Consider the following 21,389-nt stretch of genomic DNA (forward strand, 5'->3'; position numbering starts at 1 on the left):
CCTGCTCGCCAGGGGTCAAGTCCCCCGAACCGGCCATCCACACGCACGATGTCCGATAAATCGGATAAATCGCGCTAAGCCCGCCAGAGGACCGGCGTCTCAGTCCGGTGGTGTCGGCGCCAGGGGTGGCGGCGCCAGGGGTGGCGCGGGGCCACGCCCAGGGCCGGCAGGCGGACGGTGAACGTGGCGCCGTGGCCGGGCGCGCCCGAAGCCGTGATCGAGCCGCCGTGGCTGGTGACGACCTCGCGGATCAGGGCCAGGCCCAGGCCGTGGCGGCGCTCCCCCGCGTCGGCGCCGCGGTGGAAGCGGTCGAAGATGCGCTCGGCGTCGGCCTGGTCGAAGCCCGCGCCGGTGTCCTGGACGACGACCTCTGCCGCGTCCGTACGCCGCACCGTCACCGCGATCCGCCCGCCCGCCGGCAGGTGGGCCAGCGCGTTGGCCAGCAGCTCGCTGAAGACCCGCCGCAGGGCCGACTCGATGCCGGCGACGAGCAGCGGGCCGCCCGGCGTCGCCAGGGTGATGGTCTGGCCCTGTTCGGCGGCCAGGTCGGACTCGGCGGCCACGGCGTCGGTGGCCAGGGCGGTGAGGTCCACCGGGCCGACGGCGGGCAGGCCGTCGGGGGCGGCGGACAGGCGGGCCGACAGCAGGAGCTCGTCCACGATCTCGCCGAGGCGGCGGGTCGAGGCGACCAGCCGGACCAGGTCGCGGGTGTCCGGCGGGCGGGCGGCCACCCGGCGGGCGAGCAGCTGGGCCCGGGTGTGCACCTGGGCGATCGGGGTGCGCAGCTCGTGGCTGGCGTCGGCGACGAAGCGGCGCTGCCGGGCCAGGGCCTCGACCAGCGGGGCGACCGCGTGCCGGCCGACCAGCACGCCGGTCACCACGGCGGCGAGCAGGCCGACCAGCGCGGCCAGGGTGAAGGCGAACAGCAGGTGCCGGCGGTCGGCGAGCTGGAAGCGGGCGTCGAAGACGACCTGCACGACGCGGTCGCCCTGGCGCTCGGTGTGCACGTAGTACCTGGTGCCGTCGCGGGTCAGGCGGGAGTCGTGCGGGCGGCCGGTGGCGGCGACCAGTTCCGCGTCCGCGCGCACCGGCAGGCCCGGCGGGGGTGGGGTGTTGGCGCCGAGGAAGGCGCCGCGCTCGTACCAGAAGACCCAGCTGCACGCCGGCGGGCCGGGCACCGTGCCGTTGGCCGCGCCCCAGGCCAGCTCGCGCTGGATGGTCGCCTCCTGGCCGCGGACCAGCACCGCGTACGAGATGCCGCCGGCCAGGGCCAGCAGCGCCGTGATGGCCAGCCCGACGCCGAGGCCGAGCCGCAGCCGGGCCCGCCGGACGAGGTCCGCCTCCGAGACGTTCACAGCCCGCCCAGCCGGTACCCGAGCCCGTGCACGGTCCGCACGACCGGGCGGCCGAGCTTGCGGCGCAGGTAGTACACGTAGGTGTCCACGATCGACGCCGCCGCCGCCTCGTCGAAGACCCGCCGGCGCAGCTCGGCGCGGGAGTGCACGGTGCTCGGGCGGCCCGCGAGGACCCGCAGCAGCTCGAACTCGCGCGCCGACAGGGCGACCCGGGTGCCGTCGGGCAGCACGGCGTCGCGGGCGACCAGGTCGAGTCGGCCGCCGCCCAGGCGCAGCGACTCCGACCGGGCGGGCACCCGCCTGACGAGGGCGCGAATGCGGGCGGTGAGCTCGTCGAGGTCGAACGGCTTGACGAGGTAGTCGTCGGCCCCGGCGTCGAGGCCGGCGATGCGGTCGCCGACGGTGCCCAGGGCGGTGAGCATGAGGGCGCGGGCCGGGATCGACCGCGAGCGCAGCCGGGCCACCAGGTCGAGGCCGTCGAGGGCGGGCAGGAGGCGGTCGATGACCATCACGTCGTACCGCCGCGTCAGCCCTAAGTGCAGCCCCCGCTGGCCGTCGTGCGCCCGGTCGACGACGTAGCCCTCGTCGACCAGCGTCTCGGTCACCATCGCACTGAGCTCCTGGTCGTCCTCGACGACCAGGAGCCGCGGGGCTTCCACGGCACGCACTCCATGACAATGGCACCGCTAGGGCACCGCAGGAGAGTGATGGATGTCTCTATCTGAAACTTCCGGAAGGCTTGCGGAAAGCGGTGCCCGGCGGTCGAGCCAGCTCAGCACGGGTGTCGTCATGATCGTGGTGACGAGCGCGACGAGCACGAGCACCGTGAAAAGTGCAGGGCCGACGATCCCGGCCTCCAGGCCGACGTTGAGCGCGATGAGCTGCATGAGGCCGCGGGCGTTCATGAGCGCACCGACCCGCAGCGCCACCCCGTTGGACTCGCCGCGCAGCCGGGCCGCGGCCCAGCAGGCGCCGAACTTCCCGGCGATGGCCAGGACCACGCAGGCGATCGCGAACAGCAGCACGGCCGGGTCGCTCAGCAGCCCGAACTCGGTGCGCAGGCCGGAGAAGGTGAAGAACAGCGGCAGGAACACGATGGCGGCGACCGGGGTGAGGGTGTCGACGACCCTGTCGGTACGCTCGCTGCGCGGCATGATCACGCCGGCCGCGAACGCGCCGAAGACCGCGTACAGCCCGATCTTGTCGGTGTACCACGCGACCAGGAACAGCAGCGCGACCGTCCCCAGCAGCCGGCCCCGGTCGCCGACGCGCTCGCTGGACAGCAGCAGGTTCGCGGCCGGGCGCCCGCCGAACCACAGCACCACGGCGAAGACGACCGCGCCGCCGGCGGTGACGATGGCCGGGCCGGGCTTGCCGGAGGCGAACGCCAGCACGACGGCGAGCATGATCCAGGCGGCCAGGTCGTCGAGGGCGCCGCTGGCCAGCGAGAGCGAGCCGTGCCGGGTGCCCTCGATGCCCCGCTCGGTGATGATCCGGGCCAGCATCGGGAACGCGGTGATGGCCAGGGCCACGCCGACGAACGCGGCCGTGACGGCGAGCGGCGTGCCGTCCTTGCGCACCGGGGCGAGGCCGTCGGTGAGGTACACCAGCAGCACCCCCAGCGCGAGCGGCGCGGTCACCCCGGCGACGGAGACGGCCCCGGCCGTGCCGGCGAGCTTGGTGGTGCGGTGCCCGGCGAAGGCGTACCCGGCCTGGAACATGAACAGCACCAGCCCGATCTGCCCGACGACGTAGAGCACCGGCAGCAGCGGGGCCGGGAACAGCCAGCGCTCGACGCCGGGCAGCAGCAGGCCCAGCAGCGACGGGCCGAGCAGCACGCCGGCCAGCATCTCGCTGACCACAGCGGGCTGGCCGGCCTTGCCGAGCAGCCAGGACACCCCCTTGCAGAAGATCAGGATGACCCCGACGGCGATGAAGAAGGCGGGCGCGAGCTCGGTCGGCTTCACCGGTTGACCTCCTCGAAGTAGCCGGCGCACAGCCGCTGCCGCCGGGCGTCGATGACCATGTACGTGCCGCAGACGAGCTGGGTCAGCGCCCGCCCGGCCCCGGCCCAGCGGTCCCGGAACGCCTGCCCGGCCAGCCGGAGCCGGCTCGGGGCGGGCGCGCCGAGCGGGGTGAGATAGGCGGGGCCGCGGCTGGGCAGCGAGCGGGTGTGGGCGGCGGCGGAGGCGATCCCGTACCGGCGCAGGACCTCACGGGTGCAGGCCCGCAGCATCACGGGGGCGGCGCCGCGGGCCGGGCAGGCGCGGTTGGCGACCACGCCGTAGGGGATGAAGTGGGCGTCGCGCCGCGCCAGGGTGAGCCAGCGGTCGGGGTCGAACGCGTCGTCGGCGGCCGGGCCGGTGCGCTGGTAGGCGAGGTAGTTGAACAGCAGCACGGAGCCGGCCGGCAGGGTGACCCGCTCGTCGACGACGATCGGGGCCGAGGTGATCCGGTGCGCGATGCCGAACAGCGGATGCACGCGCAGCGTCTCGTCGATGGCCCGGTCCAGGGCGGCATCGTCGCCCGGCGGCACCGGCCAGGACGCGACGCTCAGCAACACGTGCGCCATCGCCTCGGACATCTGCACGACGGCGGTGTTGAAGAACGCGCCCTGCAGGTACCACGCCGTCTCCAACGACGAGAAGCCGGGCAGCAGCACGGGACAGGAGGACGACGAGATGCGGCCGAGCAGATACCGGGTGAGACGGTCGCGGCGGGACATGTGGCGCAGGGAGGTGCCCTTGAGGGCCGTCACGACGTCGTCGGCGTTGGCCACGATGAGGTCGCGCGCGTCGGGCGGGCACGGCTCGGCGAACACGAGCTCGTAGTACACCTCGGCCCAGATCGGCATCATGAGGTCGCGGAGTCGAACGTGGACGGTGCGGCCGGCCGGCAGCGCGTCGAGCCGGCGCCGGGTGGCCGCGGTCGCCAGCTCGTCGGAGCGCCCGTGCGGCACGGCGAGGACCTGGCGGGTGGTGCGGGCGACCTGGCGGTACCGCTCCCCCGGCTCCAGATGCTCCTGGTGCATCTGCGGCCCGGGTGCGAGCCAGTACCAGAACAGGTCGGAGAGCCCGGCCCCGCGGCTGCGCCCGTCCGCCGCCGGATCGGCGTAGACGCGCTCGAAGTGCTCGGCCCCGACCAGCGGCCCGGGCACCGCGATGCCCTCCTCGCCGTTGACCCATCGGAAGATCCACTCGCGCAGCCGCACGACCACCGCCGGCAGCCACCGCGGCACCGTCCACACCAGACAGAACACGGCCGCGAGGAGGACCCACGTCATCGCGGCGCCACCAGGTCGGGCGTGACGTCGGCCGGGCGGCGGGCACCGACGAGCGCGAGGGCCCGATCGAGATCCTCCCGCAGAAGCGAGAGCGCATCTTGTACTCCACGCGCCCCGTCGACCGCGAGCCCCCACAGCACCGGCCGCCCGACGAGCACGGCGTCGGCCCCGAGTGCGAGCGCGGCCACGATGTCGGCGCCGCACCGGACCCCGCCGTCGACGAGGATCGGCAGCCGCCCGCCGACGGCCTTCGCGACCGCCGGCAGCGCGTCGATGCTCGCGATCGCCCCGTCGAGCTGGCGGCCGCCGTGGTTGGAGACCAGCACCCCGGCGACGCCGTGCTCGACGGCCAGCTCGGCGTCGGCCGGGTGCAGGACGCCCTTGAGCACGATCGGCAGCGTGGTGATCCCGCGCAGCCAGTCGATGCCGTCCCAGCCGAGGCCGTCGTCCATCGCGATGGCCCGCACCGCCCCGGTCGCGTCGCGCATGTTCTCGCACACGAGGCCGGCCGGCAGGTCGTGGAACCCGTGCCGGTGGTCGCGCTCGCGCCGGCCGAACACCGGCGAGTCGGCGCTCACCACGAGCGCCCGGCACCCCGCCGCCTCGACCCGGCGCACGAGGGCGGTGGTGAATGCGCGATCGGGTTGCACGTACAGCTGAAACCACCACGGCCCCGCCTCGGCCGCGATCGCCTCGACCGGCGTCGTGGCCGCCATGCTGACGACGAGGACGCTCCCGGCCGCCGCGGCGCCCCGGGCGGTCGCCAGCTCGCCGTCGGGGTGGGCGAGGCGGTGGAACGCGGTCGGGGCGACGAGGATCGGCGCGGCCAGGTCGGTGCCGAGCAGCGTGGTGCGCAGGTCGCGGGGGCCGGTCGCGCGCAGCACCCGCGGGACGAGCCGGATGCGCTCGAACGCCTCCTCGTTGCCGTGCACGGTCCGCTCGGCGCCGGCCCCGCCCGCGTAGAAGTCCCAGTGTGCGGGTTCGAGCCCGGCCCGGGCCCGGGCGCGCAGCTCAGCGAACATCGAGCTGCCGGCCGACGAACTCCGCCAGGGGCCGCACGTGGACGTCGGGCCGGTCCCACCGGTTCTCCAGGTTCTCGGCCAGGTGGTGCACGGCCGCCACCGCCCCGCCGCGGTGCACCCGGACGACGGGGTGCAGGTAGGCGGCGTCGTGCGCCTGCCCGACGGTGTCCTGCGCGATCCGGCTGACGCTGATGTCGAACGGGTCCACCTTGTCGTGGTCCGGCCCGTACTCCAGCGTGGTCACGAACGCCAGCGGCAGCTCCCCCAGCCCGCCGTCGCGCAGGTAGTCGACGGGCACCTCCTCCACATAGGACACCTGCTCGCCGTCGACGATGACGACGTCGCCGAGGAAGCCGAACTGCTGCCACAGCGCCGAACTGCGGTTGACGCGGGCGACGATGGCGTCGGCGATCGCCTCCGGGGTCGCCTTCAGCGTCACGGCCGGCCACGGTGTCTCGTGGTGGCGGGACTCCAGGATGCGGTGCAGGGCGCGCACGCCGTACCGGAAACCGTGGATGAAGCCGTTGGTGGACTTCTTGAAGTCGCGCGGCTGCGTGATGGTGCCGGCGAAGTAGAGCCCGGGCACGTTCGCCGACTCGAACGCCGACGTCTGCGCCGGGAACCGGTCCTTGATGACGAGGTCCGGCCGGGCCGAAGCGTCGAAGATGGACGCGTCGAACCGGAAGCCGGTGCAGGCCAGCACGCGGTCGTAATACAGCTCCTTCACCACCTCGTCGGCGCGGGAGAAGGCGAACGCGACCCGGAATCCAGTGCCGTCGCGCTCGATGCGGCGCACGTGCCCGTCGAGGATGGCGTTGGAGGACTTCAGCTGGTACGTGTCCAGGAAGTTGTTGTTCACCGCCCGCAGATGCCCGACGTAGTGGGTCCGCCAGGCCATGTGCACCGAACTGGGCCCGGCGACGTGGATGACCGCCGTGGTCTCCATGAGCGCGTCGGCCGTCTCGAACGCGGAGTTGCCCTTGCCGATGATGAGCACCCGTTGGTCGAGGAAGTCCCGCGGCTCCACGGACATGTCGACGTAGTGCTCGGCGAGCTCGTACCCCTCGATGTCCGGCTCGTACGGCTTCGAGACCCCCGTCGCGACGATGAGGTGGCGGGCGGCGAAGCGCCCCGCCGAACTGTCCACTGTGAACCCGTCGCCGTCCCGGGCGACCCGCGTGACGCGCGCGTCATAGGTGACGTTCAGCCGCAATTGCGTGACGACGTCCGCCAAGTACTCCAGCATCACGTCGGCCGGCGGGAAGTACCGCTCGGTGTAGCGGGTGAACAGCAGGGACGGGTCGTCGCTCAGCAGCGAGTTCCAGTCCACCCGCAGGTTCAGCTCGGGGTCGTCGGTGCCGGTGTGCGGCTTGTTGATGGAGATCAGCTGCCGGTGCCGGGGGAAGCGGGCGAAGAACGCGCCCGGCCGGTCGGTGCCCTCCAGCACCAGGTAGTCGCGGCGGCCCTCGGCCTGCAGCAGCGCGGCGAGCTGCAGCCCGGCCGGTCCGGCCCCGATGATCAGGTAGTCGAGCACAGCGGTCACCCTTCCTCGACGACGTCCGCGGCGCGCCGCACGTCGTCCTCCAACGGCCGGTCCGGGTCGATCGGGGGTATCGCGGCCACGAGCGCCGCGAGCAGCTCCGCGTTGGCCGGGGCGGTCGGGGCGCGGGCGCCGACGTGCGCCGCCTGCCGCAGCCCCAGCGCGAGCGAGCCGACGATGACGCGCAGCAGCCGCGCCTGGTCCAGGGCCCGCAGCGCGGCCTGGTTGCCCAGCGGGATGACGTCCTGGTTGTGCAGGTTCGTCGGCAGGCTCTGCATGCTGGCCGGCAGCGCGTCGCGGCGGATCTCGGCGATGAGCGCGGTCGAGGCGAGCTGCACACCCTGCAGACCGTGCTGCTGCCCGGGCCCGGCGGCCAGCATCGGCGGCAGGCCGGTATTGCGGGCCGGGTCGACGAGCAGGTCGAGCTGGCGCTCGGCGAGGTTGCCGACCTGGGCGACGACCATCGACAGCACGTCGGCGGCGAACGCGGCGGGCTGGCCGAAGAAGTTGCCGCCGTGCACGACCGCGTCGTCGTCCGGGAAGAACAGCGGGTTGTCGCTGACCCCGCCGAGGTCGGCCGCGACGACACCGTCGGCGTAGCGCAGCGCGTCCTCGGCCGCGCCCAGCAGCTGCGGGGCGCAGCGGATGCTGTACGGCTCCTGCAGCGGGCGCTGTCCGGACGGGGTCAGGCCGGCGGCGAACCCGCGCATGGTCGCGCCGACGGCGATGGCGCCCGGGTGGCCGTACAACCGCAGCAGGCGCGGATCGAGGAACTGCGGGTCGCTGCCGAGCAGGTCGGCGAGCAGGCAGGTGAGCCGCTGCACGGCCCGGTGGGCGGCGCGGGCCGCGGCGAGGGCGAGGGCGGAGGCGGCGGTGGTGAGCGAGGTGCCGTTGACGAGCGCGAGGGCGTCGCGGCCGTCGAGCGGCAGCGGCTCCAGCCCGGCCGCCCGCAGCGCCTCGGCGGCGGGCATCCTGGTGCCGTCGAAGCACGCGGTGCCGCGGCCGCGCAGGGCCTGGGCGGCGGCGCCCAGCGGGATCAGGTCGCCGCTGGCCCCGACCGAGCCGTAGCGGGGCATCACCGGCGTGAACGTGGTGCCGAGCATGGCGGTGAGGGCGTCGATGACGTGCGGCGAGACCCCGGACGCGCCGCGGGCCAGGGACCAGACCCGCACGAGCATGGTGGCCCGGGCGACGTGCGGGTCGATGTCGGGGCCGTGCCCGGCGCCGAGGTGGGCGAGCGTGTTGTCGGCCTGGTCGCGCAGGTCGGCGCGGCCCGCGTAGCCTACGAGCGCGCCGAAGCCGGTGGTGCTGCCGTACACCGCGCGGTCGTCGCCGAGCACCTTGGACAGGAAGCTGCGCGCCGCCCCGACCCGGTCCCGCACCGCCGCCCCGGCCGTGACCCGGATCGGGTCGCGGGCGGCGATCAGGTCCGCGATCCGCAGCGGCGCCGCGAGGTCAACTGCTGGCGTCATGGGAGGCGACGCTAGAGCCCGATTCTCAGAACGTTCTGAAATCGGCTCGTTACGGTGCGCCGCATGACGCTGGACTACCTCATCATCGGCGCCGGCCCGGCCGGGCTGCAGCTGGCCGCCCTGCTGGAGCGCGACGGCCGCGACTACCTGGTGCTCGAGGCCGGTCCGGCGCCGGGGACGTTCTTCCGCACCTACCCGCGGCACCGCACGCTGATCTCGATCAACAAGGTCTGGACCGGCTCCGAGGACCCGGAGTTCAACCTGCGCGCCGACTGGAACTCGCTGCTGAGCGACGACGAGTCCCTGCTGTTCAAGCACTACAGCCGCCGGTACTTCCCGCACGCCGACGACCTCGTGCGCTACCTCGGCGACTTCGCGGCGCGGCTGGCGCTGCGCATCCGGTACGACACCAGGGTCTCGAGGATCGCGTTCGCCGACGGACTGTTCGATGTGGACGGACTCGCGGCCCGGCGGGTGGTGGTGGCCACCGGCGTCTCCCAGCTGCACGTCCCGCCGATCCCGGGCGCGGAGCTCGCCGAGCGGTACGACACCGTCAGCGTCGACCCCGAGGACTTCACCAATCAGCGGGTGCTCGTCATCGGCAAGGGCAACTCGGCCTTCGAGACCGCCGACGCGCTCGTGGAGACGGCCGCGGTCATCCACGTCGCCGGGCCGCACGCGATCCGGCTGGCCTGGCAGACCCACTACGTCGGGCATCTGCGGGCGGTGAACAACAACTTCCTGGACACGTACCAGCTCAAGAGCCAGAACGCGGTGCTGGACGGCACGGTCGAGCGCATCGAGCGCCGCGCGGAGGGCGGGTTCCGGATCGACTTCCGCTACGCGCGCACGGTGGAGCGGCTGCGCCGGCTGGAGTACGACCGGATCATCCTCGCCACCGGCTTCCGCTTCGACGCGTCCATCTTCGACGGGTCGGCCCGGCCGCGGCTGGTCATCGACGACCGGTTCCCGGAGCAGACGCCGGCGTTCGAGTCGGTGAACGTGCCCGGACTCTACTTCGCCGGGACCCTGACCCAGCAACGCGACTTCAAGAAGTCCACGAACGGCTTCATCCACGGTTTCCGGTACGGCGTGCGCGCCCTGCACCGCATCCTCGGCGTCCGGCATCACGGCGCGCCGTGGCCGTCGGTCGCGGTCGAGCCCTCGCCGGACGGGATCGCCGACGCCATCATCGCGCGCATCAACCGCACCTCGGCGCTGTGGCAGCAGTTCGCGGTCCTCGCCGACGTGGTGCTGCCCGACGGCACGTACTACGAGGAGGTGCCGGTCGCGTTCCTGCGCGACGGCGGGCTCGGGGAGGTGCCGCTGGCGTTCGTGACCACGCTGGAGTACGGGCCGGACCACGACACGGTCGACCCGTTCGACATCACGATCCCCCGCATCGCGGAGAACGACGCGGCGGCCGCGCACGACGCCAGCTACCTGCATCCCGTGGTGCGCGTCCATCGCGGGGCAGACGTGGTGGCGGAGCACCATCTGGCCGAGAACCTGGAGAACCACTGGGACCTGCCCGCGGTACACCAGGAGCCGTTGTCGCTCTTCGTCAAGGGAATCCTCGCCGATGCCGGCTGAGGACACCTGGCCGCAGCCGGTGCTCGACCTGCTGGCGACCGGCGACGACCGGCCCGTGTTCGAGGACGGCGACCGGGTGACGACGGCGGCCGGGATGGCGGCGCTGGTGCGGCGGATCGTCGCCGGGCTGCGGGTGGCGGGGGCCGGGCCGGGCACCGCGGTGGCACTGACGCTCGGGGTGACGGCGGAGGCGTTCGCCGCCAACCTGGCCGCGTTCGCGGTCGGGGCGATGGTGTCGGGGCGGCCCGTGCCCGGGGCGGTCGTGGTCGACGAGGACCGGCTGGCCGCACTGCTCGCCTCCCCCGACGACGGCGCGCCCCTGGTGGCCGCCGGACGGCCCGCCGACGTGGCCCGGCTGATCTGGACGAGCGGCAGCACCGGGCGGCCCAAGGGGTGCGCGCAGACGTACGCGGCGATGAGTGCGGCGTGGGCGCCGTACCCGGACCGGTGGCCGCCGGCGATCGCCGAGCTGGCGCCCCGCCTGCGCCGATACCTCGTGTTCGGGTCGCTGTCGAGTCAGGTCATGCTGGAGTACGGCGTGCTGGCCCTCGCCGCCGGCGGCACCCTCGTCGCCGCGCGCCCGCCCGGGTTCCCGGACATGATGCCGCGGCACCGGGCCACCGGCAGCGTCATCACCGTCGGCAAGCTGCACCACCTCGTACGCGCGCAGCGGGCGGCGCCGGCCGACCTGTCGTCGCTGCGGGCGCTCATGGTGTCCGGGTCGCCGCTCGAACCGGCCCGGCTCGCCGAGGCCCTCGACGTGCTGGGGCCGATCGTGTTCCACGGGTACGGGCAGACCGAGACCGGCATGATCGCGATGGCCACCCCGGGCGAGATGCTCGGCGACCCGCGCGTCCTCGCCTCGGTCGGGCGGCCGCCGGCCGGGCACGAACTGTCCATTCGCGACGGTGAGCTGTTCGTGCGCACGGCCGCGCAGGCCTCCTTCTACTGGGACGACCCGGCCGAGACCGCCGACGTGTTCCAGGACGGCTGGGTGCGGACCCGGGACCTGGCCACTGTGGACAGTCGCGGGTACCTGCGGCTCATGGGGCGCGTGCGGGACGTCGTCATCGTCAACGCCGAGCTGGTCTACGCGGGGGCGGTCGAGCGGGTGCTCGGGTCGGATCCGGCGGTGGCCGAGGCCTACGTGGTGGCGCGGCCGTCCCTCGACACGGGCGAGGCGGTGCACGCGTTCGTGGTACCGGCGACGGGTCTGGATCCTGATCTTTCGCACTTGCGAAGTTTGGTCGGGTCTGTGCTCGGCGAGGCCGCCGTGCCCCGGACGATCGCGGTCATCGCCGCCGCGCCGCTCGCGCCCAGCGGGAAACCCGACAAGAATTTGCTGTAGCGCAATCGTCCGTGTTACCCGGAAGGATTCGGCCGGTCGGACCACAGAACCGGCCGTGCCGACCATGCCACGCAGCGTTCTGCTTGGCTAGCGTGATCGCCGCATCCGTGCACTTGGGACGACTGCGAGAGGCGGCACCATGACTCAGGGTACGTTCAACACCGGCGAGATCAGCGCGCACGCGAGCCTCACCCGCCAGCGGGCCGAGGAACTGCAGCAGGCGGTGGCCAACCTGCGCAGCGCGGCCCAGCAGCTCCAGGCGGTGTGGACCGGCCCCGGCGCGCAGTCCTTCCAGGGCACGCGCGAGCAGTGGGAGCGGGCGGTCGTGCCGCTGCAGGAGAGCCTCGCCAGCATGGGCCAGGCGCTGAACCAGGCCAGCCAGAGCTACGAGAGCAACGAGAACACCATCAGCCGCGCGTTCGGCAAGTAACCCCGCACCGCATGGCAGTCAGCGGCAGTTTCGACACGGGCGCCCTGCGCGACGGCGCGAGCCGGCTGGCCACCGCGGCCGACCTGCTCCGCCGCCTGCGCGCCGACCTGCGCCCGGACGGCTTCCCCGACCCCGTCTACGGCGCGGTGCACAACCTCGGCAAGCGCGGCGGCAACCTCATCTCGGCCATCGCCGACGACGCTGCTGACCTGCGCAAACAGCTCGAACAGACGGCGGAGTGCTACGAGGCGCTGGAGGGGTCCCTCGCCGCACGGTTCGGCGGCACCCCATGACCACCACCGCCGCGCTGCGCACCACGACCGTCCTGCGCGGCGGCGACCCCGCGCCCGGCGACGGCTGGGCCGTCCAGGAGGTCATCCGCCAGCTGCGCGACACCGTCACCGCGGTCCAGTCGGCCTCGGCCGTGCTGACCGGCATCGGCACCGACCGCGACGTGTGGACCGGCCCGGCCGCCGAGGCGTTCGCGCCGCGCAAGGAGGACCTGTCCCGCCGCCTGGCCACCGCCGGCCGCGCGTACGGCCGCGCCGCCGACGCCCTCGACCACTGGTGGCGCCGCCTGTCCGACCTGCAGACCGAGGCGGCCGAGGTGGCCGCCCTGGCCCGCCGCGCGCACGACGAGCACCAGGCCGAACAGGCCCGGCTGGCCGCCTGCTCCCCCGGCCCCCCGCCGGTCGTCCCGCCGGGGCCGCCGCCGGCCGTGGTCGCCCTGCAACGCCGGCACGACGCGATCGCCGCCGACGCCGCCCGCGACCGCAAGGCCTGCGAGGCCGAGATCGACGCCGCCGCGGCCGAACTCGGCGGCAGCGGCGGTCGCGGCTTCTTCGAGATGCTCAAGGGCGCGCTGGTCGAGGGCGCGGAGATCCTGCACACCATCCGCGAGGTCCTCGGCGTCGTGGCCCTGATCGCGACGTTCTTCCCGGTCATCGCCCCGTTCGTGGACACCCTCTACCTGGCCGTCGCCGCCATCTCGCTGGTGGTCGACCTGACCCTCGTGGCGACCGGCGACGGCGACTGGGGCACTGTCGGCGAGTCGGCGCTCAGCGTGGTGCTGGGCGGCGTCGGCAAGCTCGGCACCGTGGCGCGGACGGGCGCCCAGAACGCGGGCAAGCTGGAGTTCGCCGCCGACGCCGCCAAGAACTCGGCGCGCTTCGGCGAGAAGGCCGCCCCGATCCTGCTGGCCCTGGGCATGACCGACAAGGCCGCAGTGACCGCCGCCAAGGCCGGTCTGGCCGCCGAGCGCTCGGCCGACTACGCCACGACGGCGATCCACGTAGCCGGGGACACGACCCGCACCGGTGTGGTCGCCGGCGCCGTGCGTGAGACCCTGCACCCGATCCAGGCGGGCCGCGAGGCCAAGGCGGTTCAGGACCTCATCAAGGAATCATCCGGCTACGGCCGCCTGCCGAAGCTGGAGCAGTGGGTGCCCGCGGGCCACCGCGCCCCCGCGATCGGCGGCATGCTCGCCGAGGGCGCGGACAAGGGCTACGAGGTCTACCAGGACTACAAGAAGGTCGACAAGTGGATCAAGGGTCAGACGGGCGAATGAGGATCTCCGCCGCGGGCGCCGACGGGGCCGGGGTCTCGCTCGAACTGCCGCCGGGCTGGTGGGCCCTCCCCCTGACCGCGACGGACCTCCCCGCGCGAGTCGAGGCGCTGGTGGCCGGGCAGACGGCGGCCCTGCCCGACGCGGCCGGGGAGGAGCTGACCGCCGAGTACGACCGCATGACGTCCACGGCCCGCACCGCCGGCGCTGTCCTGCTCGCCGGGGGCGCCGCGGCCGCGAACGACGACGGCCGGATCGTGGTGGCCTCACTGCTGGTCGCACCGTACGAGGCCTACCGCGGCGCCGACCGTCCCGGGTGGTCTGAGGGGCCATCGGCACGCGTCCCGCTGCCGGGCGGGACGGCGGTCCGGCACACCTGGCTCGGCACCGGGGCCAGTCCGCTGGGGCCGGTGCGGCAGCTCGACGTGGAGTACGTCGTCGCGCCGCCCGATCCGCCGTCGTGGATCCTCGCGTTCCGCACGCCCGCGCTGCGGCATGTCGTGATGCTGCTGGCCGCCTTTGACGCGATCGCCGCCACCATGCGCCCCGAGCGTACGTCGGAGCCCGCGCCCGTCTTCGGTTAGGACGACGCGGCGGCGATCAGGGCGGTCGCGGTGCCGGTCCACGCCGGGGCCAGCGCCAGCAAGCGGTCGGCGTTCGGCTGCGGCATGGTGTTGAACGGCGCCAGCTCCGCCACCAGGGCACGCAGGCGGTCCACCCCCACCGGCAGCGGGCCGGCCAGCCGGTCCACCACGCCCAGCAGTTCGTTCATGCGGCCCTCGCGGCGCGGCAGGGCGTCCACGTCCGCGGCGGTCACCAGCGGGACCTGGACCGGAACCGGCTCGCGGCGGCGCAGCAGGATGCCGCGGCCGGCGATGTCGCGGCCGACGTAGGCCTCGGGCAGGTGGCGTACCGCGCCGAAGAGGAACGCCCGCGGCTGGCGCGGGCCCGTCAGCAGGCCCACACCAGCGCGGCCCGACTCGGCCAGGATCGAGCCGTGCGGGGGGCCGCCGAACGCGTCCAGGTCGGCGGCGACCAGTGCGCCGACGCCGGGCTCACCCGACTCGAAGACCTGTTCGCGCAGGACGCGAGCCACGTCGGGGCCCTGGAGGCGGTCGGCGTCGTCGATCAGCACCACGTACGGGCCGCTCGGGACCGTGGCCAGGGCCAGCTGGACGTGGCGCTCGGTCGGGGTCGGGGCCAGCAGGGCCACCGCGACCCCTTCCACGTTGTCGGCGAGCAGGCGCAGGGGTGAGGTGCGGTTCGGGGCGATGACGATGACCGGCACGCCCCGGGCGATCAGGTCCAGGCCCGCGGCCAGCAGCGCGGTGGACTTGCCGCTGCCCGGTTCGCCGGCCACGAAGACGCCCGGGCCGTCGGCGAGGCGGGCGCCGAGGAGGGTCAGCTCGTCGCCGCCGGCGCCGAGGAACACGTCGCTGCGGTCCCGTCCCAGGCCGCGCGAGACGGGCCACGGAAGGCGGGAGGGCAGCGGGTCGATGCGCCACGGTCCACCTTGGACGGTCGGATGGGAGGGCCGGGACGGCAGGCGGTACGCGATCTGCATCGTGCGGTACGGCGCGGTCAGGCGGGTCGCCTGGCCCGGGCGGGGTTCCGTGGGGCGCAGGGCGGCCGGGACGCCGACCGCGTTGTAGTCGTCCTGGTCGAAGGAGAGCGCGAGGCGGTCCGTGGCGGCGCTGTTGAGCATCGGGTGGCGGGTCAGCATGCGCGCGGTGCCGGTCATCGCGACATGGACGCCCGCCGCGGCGCCCTTCTGGAAGACGTGGGTGAGCTGGTCGAGCGGGGCGCGGTTGTTCAGCTCGCCGAAGACGCGTTCCCAGGTGTCGAAGTCGTCGATCAGGAGCACCGTGCGGGCCTGGCGGGGCGGCTCGTCGACCAGGCGCTCCAGGCGGTCCAGGAGCCTGGCGCCGCGGTCGAGTTCGTCGCGGGTGACGTACGCCCCGCAGTGCGGCAGATCGCGCAGGTCGGCGAGGCGGCCGCCGCAGTCGATGACGTACAGGTGCAGCTCGTCGGGGCGGCTCGCGGCCACCGACGCGGCCAGGGCGCGCAGGAGCGTGGTGCGGCCGGAGCGGGGGCGGCCGGCGGCCAGGAGGTGTCCCGATTCGAGGTGCCACGCGGCCACCGGCTGCTCGCGTTCGGCGACCCAGTCCTCGCGGGCATAGGACAGTACACCCGCGGCGGAAGGCGGCAGGTCCAGCTCGTCCGGCAGCGGTGGGAGCCAGGGTGCCTGGGTGCGGGTGAGCCCCTCCAGCTCGGCGGCGTCGCGGATCGCGGCGGCCAGCACGTTGACGTCCTTGGCGGCCGAGGCGGCGGCCAGGTCCGGGGCCCGGCCCAGGTCGGTCAGGGCGGCCCGCACGATGCGCACGTCGGCCGCGGCGCGTCTCGTGCTGCCGCCCACGAACGCGGTCTGCAGCGTGGTCAGCCCGGCGGTGTCGCCGCGCTGGAGCAGGGCCCGGCCCGGCACGGCGATCGCGGCCGCGTCCGGGGAGCCGACGACGTCCGTCGAGTGCTCGGCGTCCAGGTGCAGGGCGACCCGGATGTTGACGTTGGGGCGGATCTCGGTGGGGACGATCCCGCGCGGGGTCTGGGTGCCGATCACGAGGTGCAGCCCGAGCGAGCGGCCCTGGGTGGCGACGGTCGTGAGCCGCTTGAGGATGTCCTCGGGGAGGTCGTCCCGCAGGATCGAGAACTCGTCGATCACGACGAACATGCGCGGCAGGGACTTCGGGGCGCCGGAGGGCAGGGTGCCGTCGTCGGATTTTCGCTGGTACTCCCCGAGCCCCTCGATCCGCAGCTCGCTCAGCAGCCGCTGGCGCCGCCGGATCTCGCCGGCCAGGGAGTCGATGGCCCGCATGACCTTCGGGCCGTCCAGGTTGGTGATCATGTCGAGCACGTGCGGGAGGCCCTCGAACGGCTGGAACGCGGCGCCGCCCTTGAAGTCGACCAGGATGAAGCCGAGCTCGTCGGGGCGGTTGGCCAGGGCGAGCGCGGCGACGAGGGTCTGCAGCAGGGCGGACTTGCCGTAGCCGGTGGAGCCGGCCACCAGCGCGTGCGGGCCGCTGCCGACGAGGTCGACGAGGAGCGGGCCTTCGCCGGTGGCGCCGAGCGGGACGACGGTGCGCCGCGGCTCCGCCCGCCAGCGCTGCACGATCGCCGCCGGGTCGGCCGACATGCCGGGCAGGTCGAGCAGGGCGACCGAGTCGGGCAGCCCGGCCGCGCCGGCCCGGGCGTCGGGGTCGGCCAGCGGGGCGAGGGCGCGGGCGGCGGCGGTCGCGATCGCCGGGGACGCCAGGTCGGCCAGGACGCCGCGCACGTCCGGCTCGCCCGGGCGGCGCACGGTGAGGCGGGGCTCGCGCTGGTCGAGCTCGACGGTGATCGGGCAGCGCGACGGCAGGGCGCCGACGGCGATGACGTGCACGCCGCGCTCGGGGCCGGCCCGCAGCAGGTCGGCCAGGCCGGCCACGTCGTGCTCGGCGACGCCGTCGACCACGAGCAGCCAGCGCGGCCCGCCGGCGGCCAGGGCGGCGCGGACGGTGTCCACCAGGGCGGCCAGGGTCTCCTCGCCGGCGGCGACGGTGGCCAGGGCGGCGGTACCCCGCGTGTGCGGCAGCCACCGCAGGAAGTCCCACCCGGCCGCGGCGTCGTCCGGCAGCCGCCGGGCCAGCAGCGCGATGCGCAGGTCGGCCGGGCCGCTCTGCACGGCCGCCTGGACGACGAGGGACCGGGCCAGGGCGCGGGCGGCGGCGGGCGGCCCGGCCACGCCGACGGTCCCGGCGGTGCCGAGCGAGGCGGTGACCGGCACCCCGCGCAGCGTCGGCGGGACGGCCCGGTCCGGCTCCGGGGCCGGGTCGGTGAGGGCGACCCCGCTGGGCAGGTCGGCGACGCCGAGGCGCAGCCGCAGGAAGTCGTCGTGGCCGGGGCGGCGCTGCCAGAGCCGGCCGTCGAAGCGCTGGGCGACGGCGAGCACCTCGGCGAGGTCCGGGGCCTGCTCGAGGCGGACCCGGCGTTCGGCCGCGGCGAGTTCGCCGAGGCGGGTCAGGCCGGCGGCCCGGGCGGCGGCGTACTCGCGGGCCGCCCTGCGCTGCTTGCGGCGGCCCCCGAACGCGCCGGCCAGGGTCGAGGCGAGCAGCGTGACGGTGCTGGCCCCGGAGAGGATCAGGAAGCTGACGTTGTGCCAGACGAGGTAGGCGACCGCGCCCAGCACGAGGCCGGAGGCGGCGGTCCAGCCGAGCCCGGTGGCGGCCTTCGACGGCTCCGGGGGCGGCTCCGGCAGGGTGACCGCGCCGGGGTCGGCGGGCTGGTCGTAGCGCTGCTGGCGGTCCAGGCGCAGGGTGCCGTCCGGCATCGGGATGAGCACCGCGGGCGGCCGGGGCGGGCCCGGGTCGTGCACGGTGAGCAGGTCGTCCCCGATCCGCACGAGGGTGCCGGGCGGGGCCGTGCGGGTGTCGCCGCCGCGCAGGAGGGCGTCGCCGACCAGGGTGTGGTTGCTGGAGTGCTCGTCGGTGACGTGGGCGCCGTCGACGGTACCGGCGAACACCGCATGCCGCTCGCTCGCCGCCACGGTGGACAGCCGCAGGCCCCGGTCCGCGCCCCGGCCCACGGTGAGCACCGCGCCGGGCGGCAACGGGGCGCTCGACCCGGCGTCCGGCCCGCTCACCACGCGGACGCTGCGCCCTGGGTACACCGCGTCGCGTTTTTCAAAAAAAGGCCCGAACGAGACGACCGCGCCCGCGCGCAGCCCGGCCTCGGCCAGGGTGGCCTGCGGCGGGCAGGGGCCGGCCTGGCTGTGCAGCACCGCCCGGCCGTCGGCGCCCAGGAACGCCCCGAGCGCGGCCGCGAGCTGGTCGACGGTGGCGCCCTCCCGCGCCTCGACGTGCAGGTCGGCCTCCCGGCCGGCGATCGAGACGGTGATCGGCAGCCACATGATGGTCGGTCAACTCCTGACGGCTCGCGCGCGCGTTTGCCGTACAGCAATAATCGCAAAGCGGCCCCCGGCACAACCGGTTCGGGCGCAAACGAGCCGTTCGGCTGCCGCACATCGACTGTCCTGACGGCCGGACCTGGCCCCGCGAAGTCCGAACGGACCATGACGTTCCGCCCTGTACTGCGGATACGTTCGCCCGGCGATCGTTGCCGGAGGGGGTTTCGCGGGTGCTGCGCGTGTGGCGGGCCGTCAGGTCTTGGGGACGCGGACGGGTCGTCGTCGCCGCGTGGTGCGTGCTCGGGCTCGCCGCGGCGGGCTTCGTCGTCGCGGCCGGAACCGGCTACCGGGCGCCCCTGTCCGGGCTGCGCAAGGCCGGGCACTGGGTGTTCGACACGGCGGCCGGGGCCGCGTTCCACATCGACGGGCCGACGAAGAACCTGGACGCGAAGATCGGCGGCTTCCCGGGTGCGAACCACCTGCCGGGGTTCACGATCCAGGGCTCCTCCAAGGGGTACGTCGTGCACGGCCGGACGATCGACGTGTTCGACACGCCGACGCTCAGCGTGAACACCTCGATCCCGATGACCGTCGACGAGCAGCCCGTCGGCCTGGAGGTCAACGGCGGCCCCTACCTGGTGTACCGGGCCACCGGCACCGCCGTCCGGCTCGACGTGCCGCCGCTGGTCATCCAGCTCGGCGGCCCGGTCGCCGACCCGGTGGCGACCGAGGACGGCACCGTCTGGCTGCGCCGCACCGACTCCGGCGCGCTGTGCCACATCGCCCCGGGCGCGTCCGGCATCGCCTGCGCCGGCACCGTCCCGGACGGCCACACCGGCGTGCTCGCGGTCATCTCCGGGCACGCCTCGTTCGTCGACGCCACCGACGCCACCGTGCGCCCGGTCGGCCCGGACGGGCTCGGCGCGGCCAAGGCCCTCGGCACGGCGGTCCCCGCGGGCGCCACGCTCGGCAACGCCGACGTCGACGGCCGGCTGCCCATCGTGGACAAGGGGCGGCCCCAGCTGCTGCTCGCGGACGTCAAGAGCGGTGGGGCGCCGGTGACGGTACCCCTGGCCGCCGGCGACTACGGCCAGGTCGCGGTCGGCGAGGGCACGGTCGCCGTGGTCAACGCCACCACCGGCGAGGTGCTCACGTTCGACGCCAAGGGCAACCCGAAGGCGAAGCTCCCGGTCCCCGGCGGGGCCAAGGGCGTGCAGATCACCAAGGGCCAGGACCAGCGGCTGTACGTCGACACCGCCAACGGCACGCACACGCTCGTCGTCGACCACGACGGGTCGGTGACCGCGGTCCCGATCGGCGGCTCCCAGCTGCCGCAGGCCAACCCGACCCCGTCGACGCCCGCCGCGCCGCCCGCCACCCAGCCGGCGACCACCAAGACCGCGCCGCCGCCGACCACCACCAAGAAGGCCGCGCCGGGCGCCCCCGGTGCCGTGAACGCGCGCCCCGGCAACGGCCAGGCCCAGCTCAGCTGGGGCGCGGCCGCGGCCAACGGGGACGCGGTCCAGGCGTACACGGTGGCCTGGCGCGGCGACGACGGCAGCACCGGCACCCTCGACGTGCCCGGCAACCGGCTCACCACCGACCTGACCGGCCTGCGCAACGGCGTCTCCTACACGGTCACGGTCACCGCCCGCAACGGCGTCGGCACCGGCCCGGCGGCCACCTCGGCCCCGTTCAAGCCGAGTTCGGAGGTGCCGGGCGCGCCGGGCGGGGTGAAGGCCAGCGCGGCCGCCGCCGACGGTTCGGTCGCGGTCAGCTGGGACGCCGCCAACGGCCAGGGCCACACCATCACCCGCTACGACGTCACCGCGACCGGCAGCGACGGCAGCACCGCCCCGGCCGGCACGGCCACCGGCACCACGACCACGGTGACCGGGCTGACCCTCGGCGTCACGTACCAGTTCACCGTCACCGCCACCAACGACCTCGGCACCACCGGCCCGGCCTCGGCGGCCAGCGGCGGCGCGACCCCGTTCAAGGCGGCGGCCGCGCCCGGCGGGGTCAAGGCCGCGGTCCGCGACGGCGGGGCCACGCTGAGCTGGAACGCGCCGAACCTCAACGGCGGCACCCTGGAGCACTACGTCGTCACCGCGACCGGCCAGCCCGACCGCGAGGTCACCGCCGGGCCGGTCTCGTTCGACGGCCTGAGCAACGGCACCGCCTACACGTTCACCGTCAAGGCGGTCACCAAGGGCAAAGAGGGCGGCGGTACCCGCGACGGCGCCACCGGCACCGCCAGCGGCACGCCGGGCCGGACCGGGACCGCCGACGTGACCGGCGTCAGCCTCTCCGGCGACCGGCAGGCCACCGTCAACCTCAACGTGAACCTGTACAACTCCGGCGCCGGCACCTGCCAGCTCGTCTTCAACGGGGCGCTGCGCTGGTCGGGCGGGTGCGCGGGCTCGGTCGTGGTCGGCGGGCTGTCCTACAGCACCAGCTACGACGTGTACGCGCAGGTCGTCAACGCCTACGGCACCGGACCGGCCGGCGCGCACGGCAGCGTCCGGAGCAACGACGCGCCGCCGCCGGCCACGATCTCGGTGTCCAAGGGCGGCCGGTACAGCGGCGCGGCCTGCACCAGCTCGTCGTGCGCCTACCTGACCGTGACGCTGGCGAACTTCGCGGCGAACACGAAGTACAGCATCATCTGCACCTCCGGCGGCCCGGCGGGCGGCTCCGGCGACTACTACCAGTACGACGTCACCACGAACGGCTCGGGGGCGAGCACCTCCAGCACCTGCTTCTACGGGTACCCGGGCCAGCAGGTCTGGGCGCACGTGGTGAGCGGCCCCACGTCCAACACCCTGACCTGGTAAGGCAGC

Annotated in this window: 15 protein-coding genes; 7 read left to right on the top strand and 8 right to left on the bottom strand. The window is 74.6% G+C overall.

Going from position 1 to position 21,389, the window contains the following annotated elements; translation table 11 throughout:
• Positions 1 to 74: 74 nt before the first annotated feature.
• From ACQP00_RS38390 to ACQP00_RS38420, 7 genes are read right to left on the bottom strand one after another with little or no spacing between them, the layout of a single operon-like run.
• Positions 75 to 1,355 carry a sensor histidine kinase gene (locus tag ACQP00_RS38390; protein ID WP_433205775.1) on the bottom strand — a complete coding sequence of 427 codons (1,281 nt, stop codon included), beginning with the start codon at positions 1,353 to 1,355 and terminating at the stop codon, positions 75 to 77.
• The gene (locus tag ACQP00_RS38395; protein ID WP_433205778.1) at positions 1,352 to 2,014 is read right to left on the bottom strand and encodes a response regulator transcription factor; all 663 of its coding nucleotides are present in this window, start codon (positions 2,012 to 2,014) and stop codon (positions 1,352 to 1,354) included. The genes ACQP00_RS38390 and ACQP00_RS38395 overlap by 4 nt, the downstream gene beginning before the upstream one ends.
• 27 nt (positions 2,015 to 2,041) lie before the next feature.
• The gene (locus ACQP00_RS38400; protein WP_433205781.1) at positions 2,042 to 3,322 is read right to left on the bottom strand and encodes a cation:proton antiporter; all 1,281 of its coding nucleotides are present in this window, start codon (positions 3,320 to 3,322) and stop codon (positions 2,042 to 2,044) included.
• On the bottom strand, positions 3,319 to 4,638 hold the full coding sequence (locus ACQP00_RS38405) for a cytochrome P450 (RefSeq protein ID WP_433205784.1): 1,320 nt from the start codon (positions 4,636 to 4,638) through the stop codon (positions 3,319 to 3,321). The genes ACQP00_RS38400 and ACQP00_RS38405 overlap by 4 nt, the downstream gene beginning before the upstream one ends.
• Entirely contained in the window at positions 4,635 to 5,660 is a 1,026-nt protein-coding gene (locus ACQP00_RS38410; RefSeq protein WP_433205787.1) for an alpha-hydroxy acid oxidase, read from the bottom strand. Before ACQP00_RS38410 ends, ACQP00_RS38405 begins: the two co-directional genes overlap by 4 nt.
• On the bottom strand, positions 5,650 to 7,194 hold the full coding sequence (locus ACQP00_RS38415; RefSeq protein ID WP_433205790.1) for an NAD(P)-binding domain-containing protein: 1,545 nt from the start codon (positions 7,192 to 7,194) through the stop codon (positions 5,650 to 5,652). The genes ACQP00_RS38410 and ACQP00_RS38415 overlap by 11 nt, the downstream gene beginning before the upstream one ends.
• A gap of 5 nt (positions 7,195 to 7,199) precedes the next feature.
• Positions 7,200 to 8,672, bottom strand: coding sequence for an aromatic amino acid ammonia-lyase (locus ACQP00_RS38420; protein ID WP_433205793.1), 1,473 nt, complete (start codon positions 8,670 to 8,672; stop codon positions 7,200 to 7,202).
• A 63-nt stretch (positions 8,673 to 8,735) separates the two neighbouring features.
• Between ACQP00_RS38420 and ACQP00_RS38425 the strand changes: the two genes are divergently transcribed.
• From ACQP00_RS38425 to ACQP00_RS38450, 6 genes are all read left to right on the top strand, one after another.
• Positions 8,736 to 10,265, top strand: coding sequence for an NAD(P)-binding domain-containing protein (locus tag ACQP00_RS38425; RefSeq protein WP_433205796.1), 1,530 nt, complete (start codon positions 8,736 to 8,738; stop codon positions 10,263 to 10,265).
• Entirely contained in the window at positions 10,255 to 11,613 is a 1,359-nt protein-coding gene (locus ACQP00_RS38430; protein WP_433205799.1) for a class I adenylate-forming enzyme family protein, read from the top strand. The genes ACQP00_RS38425 and ACQP00_RS38430 overlap by 11 nt, the downstream gene beginning before the upstream one ends.
• A 139-nt stretch (positions 11,614 to 11,752) precedes the next feature.
• Positions 11,753 to 12,043: a WXG100 family type VII secretion target gene (locus tag ACQP00_RS38435; RefSeq protein WP_433046460.1), complete on the top strand. Its 291-nt coding sequence runs from the start codon at positions 11,753 to 11,755 to the stop codon at positions 12,041 to 12,043.
• A gap of 11 nt (positions 12,044 to 12,054) precedes the next feature.
• On the top strand, positions 12,055 to 12,336 hold the full coding sequence (locus tag ACQP00_RS38440; protein ID WP_433205802.1) for a hypothetical protein: 282 nt from the start codon (positions 12,055 to 12,057) through the stop codon (positions 12,334 to 12,336).
• Positions 12,333 to 13,610 carry a putative T7SS-secreted protein gene (locus ACQP00_RS38445; RefSeq protein WP_433205805.1) on the top strand — a complete coding sequence of 426 codons (1,278 nt, stop codon included), beginning with the start codon at positions 12,333 to 12,335 and terminating at the stop codon, positions 13,608 to 13,610. Before ACQP00_RS38440 ends, ACQP00_RS38445 begins: the two co-directional genes overlap by 4 nt.
• Positions 13,607 to 14,191: a hypothetical protein gene (locus ACQP00_RS38450; protein WP_433205808.1), complete on the top strand. Its 585-nt coding sequence runs from the start codon at positions 13,607 to 13,609 to the stop codon at positions 14,189 to 14,191. Before ACQP00_RS38445 ends, ACQP00_RS38450 begins: the two co-directional genes overlap by 4 nt.
• On the opposite strand, the gene ACQP00_RS38455 is transcribed toward ACQP00_RS38450, so the two are convergent.
• On the bottom strand, positions 14,188 to 18,549 hold the full coding sequence (locus ACQP00_RS38455) for an FtsK/SpoIIIE domain-containing protein (RefSeq protein WP_433205811.1): 4,362 nt from the start codon (positions 18,547 to 18,549) through the stop codon (positions 14,188 to 14,190). The genes ACQP00_RS38450 and ACQP00_RS38455 overlap by 4 nt on opposite strands.
• A 227-nt stretch (positions 18,550 to 18,776) precedes the next feature.
• Between ACQP00_RS38455 and ACQP00_RS38460 the strand changes: the two genes are divergently transcribed.
• Positions 18,777 to 21,383 (top strand): fibronectin type III domain-containing protein, encoded by a 2,607-nt coding sequence (locus ACQP00_RS38460; RefSeq protein ID WP_433205814.1) that lies wholly within the window; start codon positions 18,777 to 18,779, stop codon positions 21,381 to 21,383.
• The last annotated feature ends 6 nt before the right edge of the window (positions 21,384 to 21,389 follow it).

Source organism: Dactylosporangium sp. CS-047395, from assembly GCF_050942185.1.
In the GTDB taxonomy this organism is placed as follows: Bacteria; Actinomycetota; Actinomycetes; order Mycobacteriales; family Micromonosporaceae; genus Dactylosporangium.

What these genes read in the sequence shown, in the direction of transcription:
- ACQP00_RS38405 (WP_433205784.1), bottom strand. Translation starts at nt 4,638, where the DNA reads ATGACGTGGGTCCTCCTCGCGGCCGTGTTCTGTCTGGTGTGGACGGTG.
- ACQP00_RS38410 (WP_433205787.1), bottom strand. Translation starts at nt 5,660, where the DNA reads ATGTTCGCTGAGCTGCGCGCCCGGGCCCGGGCCGGGCTCGAACCCGCA.
- ACQP00_RS38420 (WP_433205793.1), bottom strand. Translation starts at nt 8,672, where the DNA reads ATGACGCCAGCAGTTGACCTCGCGGCGCCGCTGCGGATCGCGGACCTG.
- ACQP00_RS38425 (WP_433205796.1), top strand. Translation starts at nt 8,736, where the DNA reads ATGACGCTGGACTACCTCATCATCGGCGCCGGCCCGGCCGGGCTGCAG.
- ACQP00_RS38430 (WP_433205799.1), top strand. Translation starts at nt 10,255, where the DNA reads ATGCCGGCTGAGGACACCTGGCCGCAGCCGGTGCTCGACCTGCTGGCG.
- ACQP00_RS38435 (WP_433046460.1), top strand. Translation starts at nt 11,753, where the DNA reads ATGACTCAGGGTACGTTCAACACCGGCGAGATCAGCGCGCACGCGAGC.
- ACQP00_RS38440 (WP_433205802.1), top strand. Translation starts at nt 12,055, where the DNA reads ATGGCAGTCAGCGGCAGTTTCGACACGGGCGCCCTGCGCGACGGCGCG.
- ACQP00_RS38445 (WP_433205805.1), top strand. Translation starts at nt 12,333, where the DNA reads ATGACCACCACCGCCGCGCTGCGCACCACGACCGTCCTGCGCGGCGGC.
- ACQP00_RS38450 (WP_433205808.1), top strand. Translation starts at nt 13,607, where the DNA reads ATGAGGATCTCCGCCGCGGGCGCCGACGGGGCCGGGGTCTCGCTCGAA.
- ACQP00_RS38455 (WP_433205811.1), bottom strand. Translation starts at nt 18,549, where the DNA reads ATGTGGCTGCCGATCACCGTCTCGATCGCCGGCCGGGAGGCCGACCTG.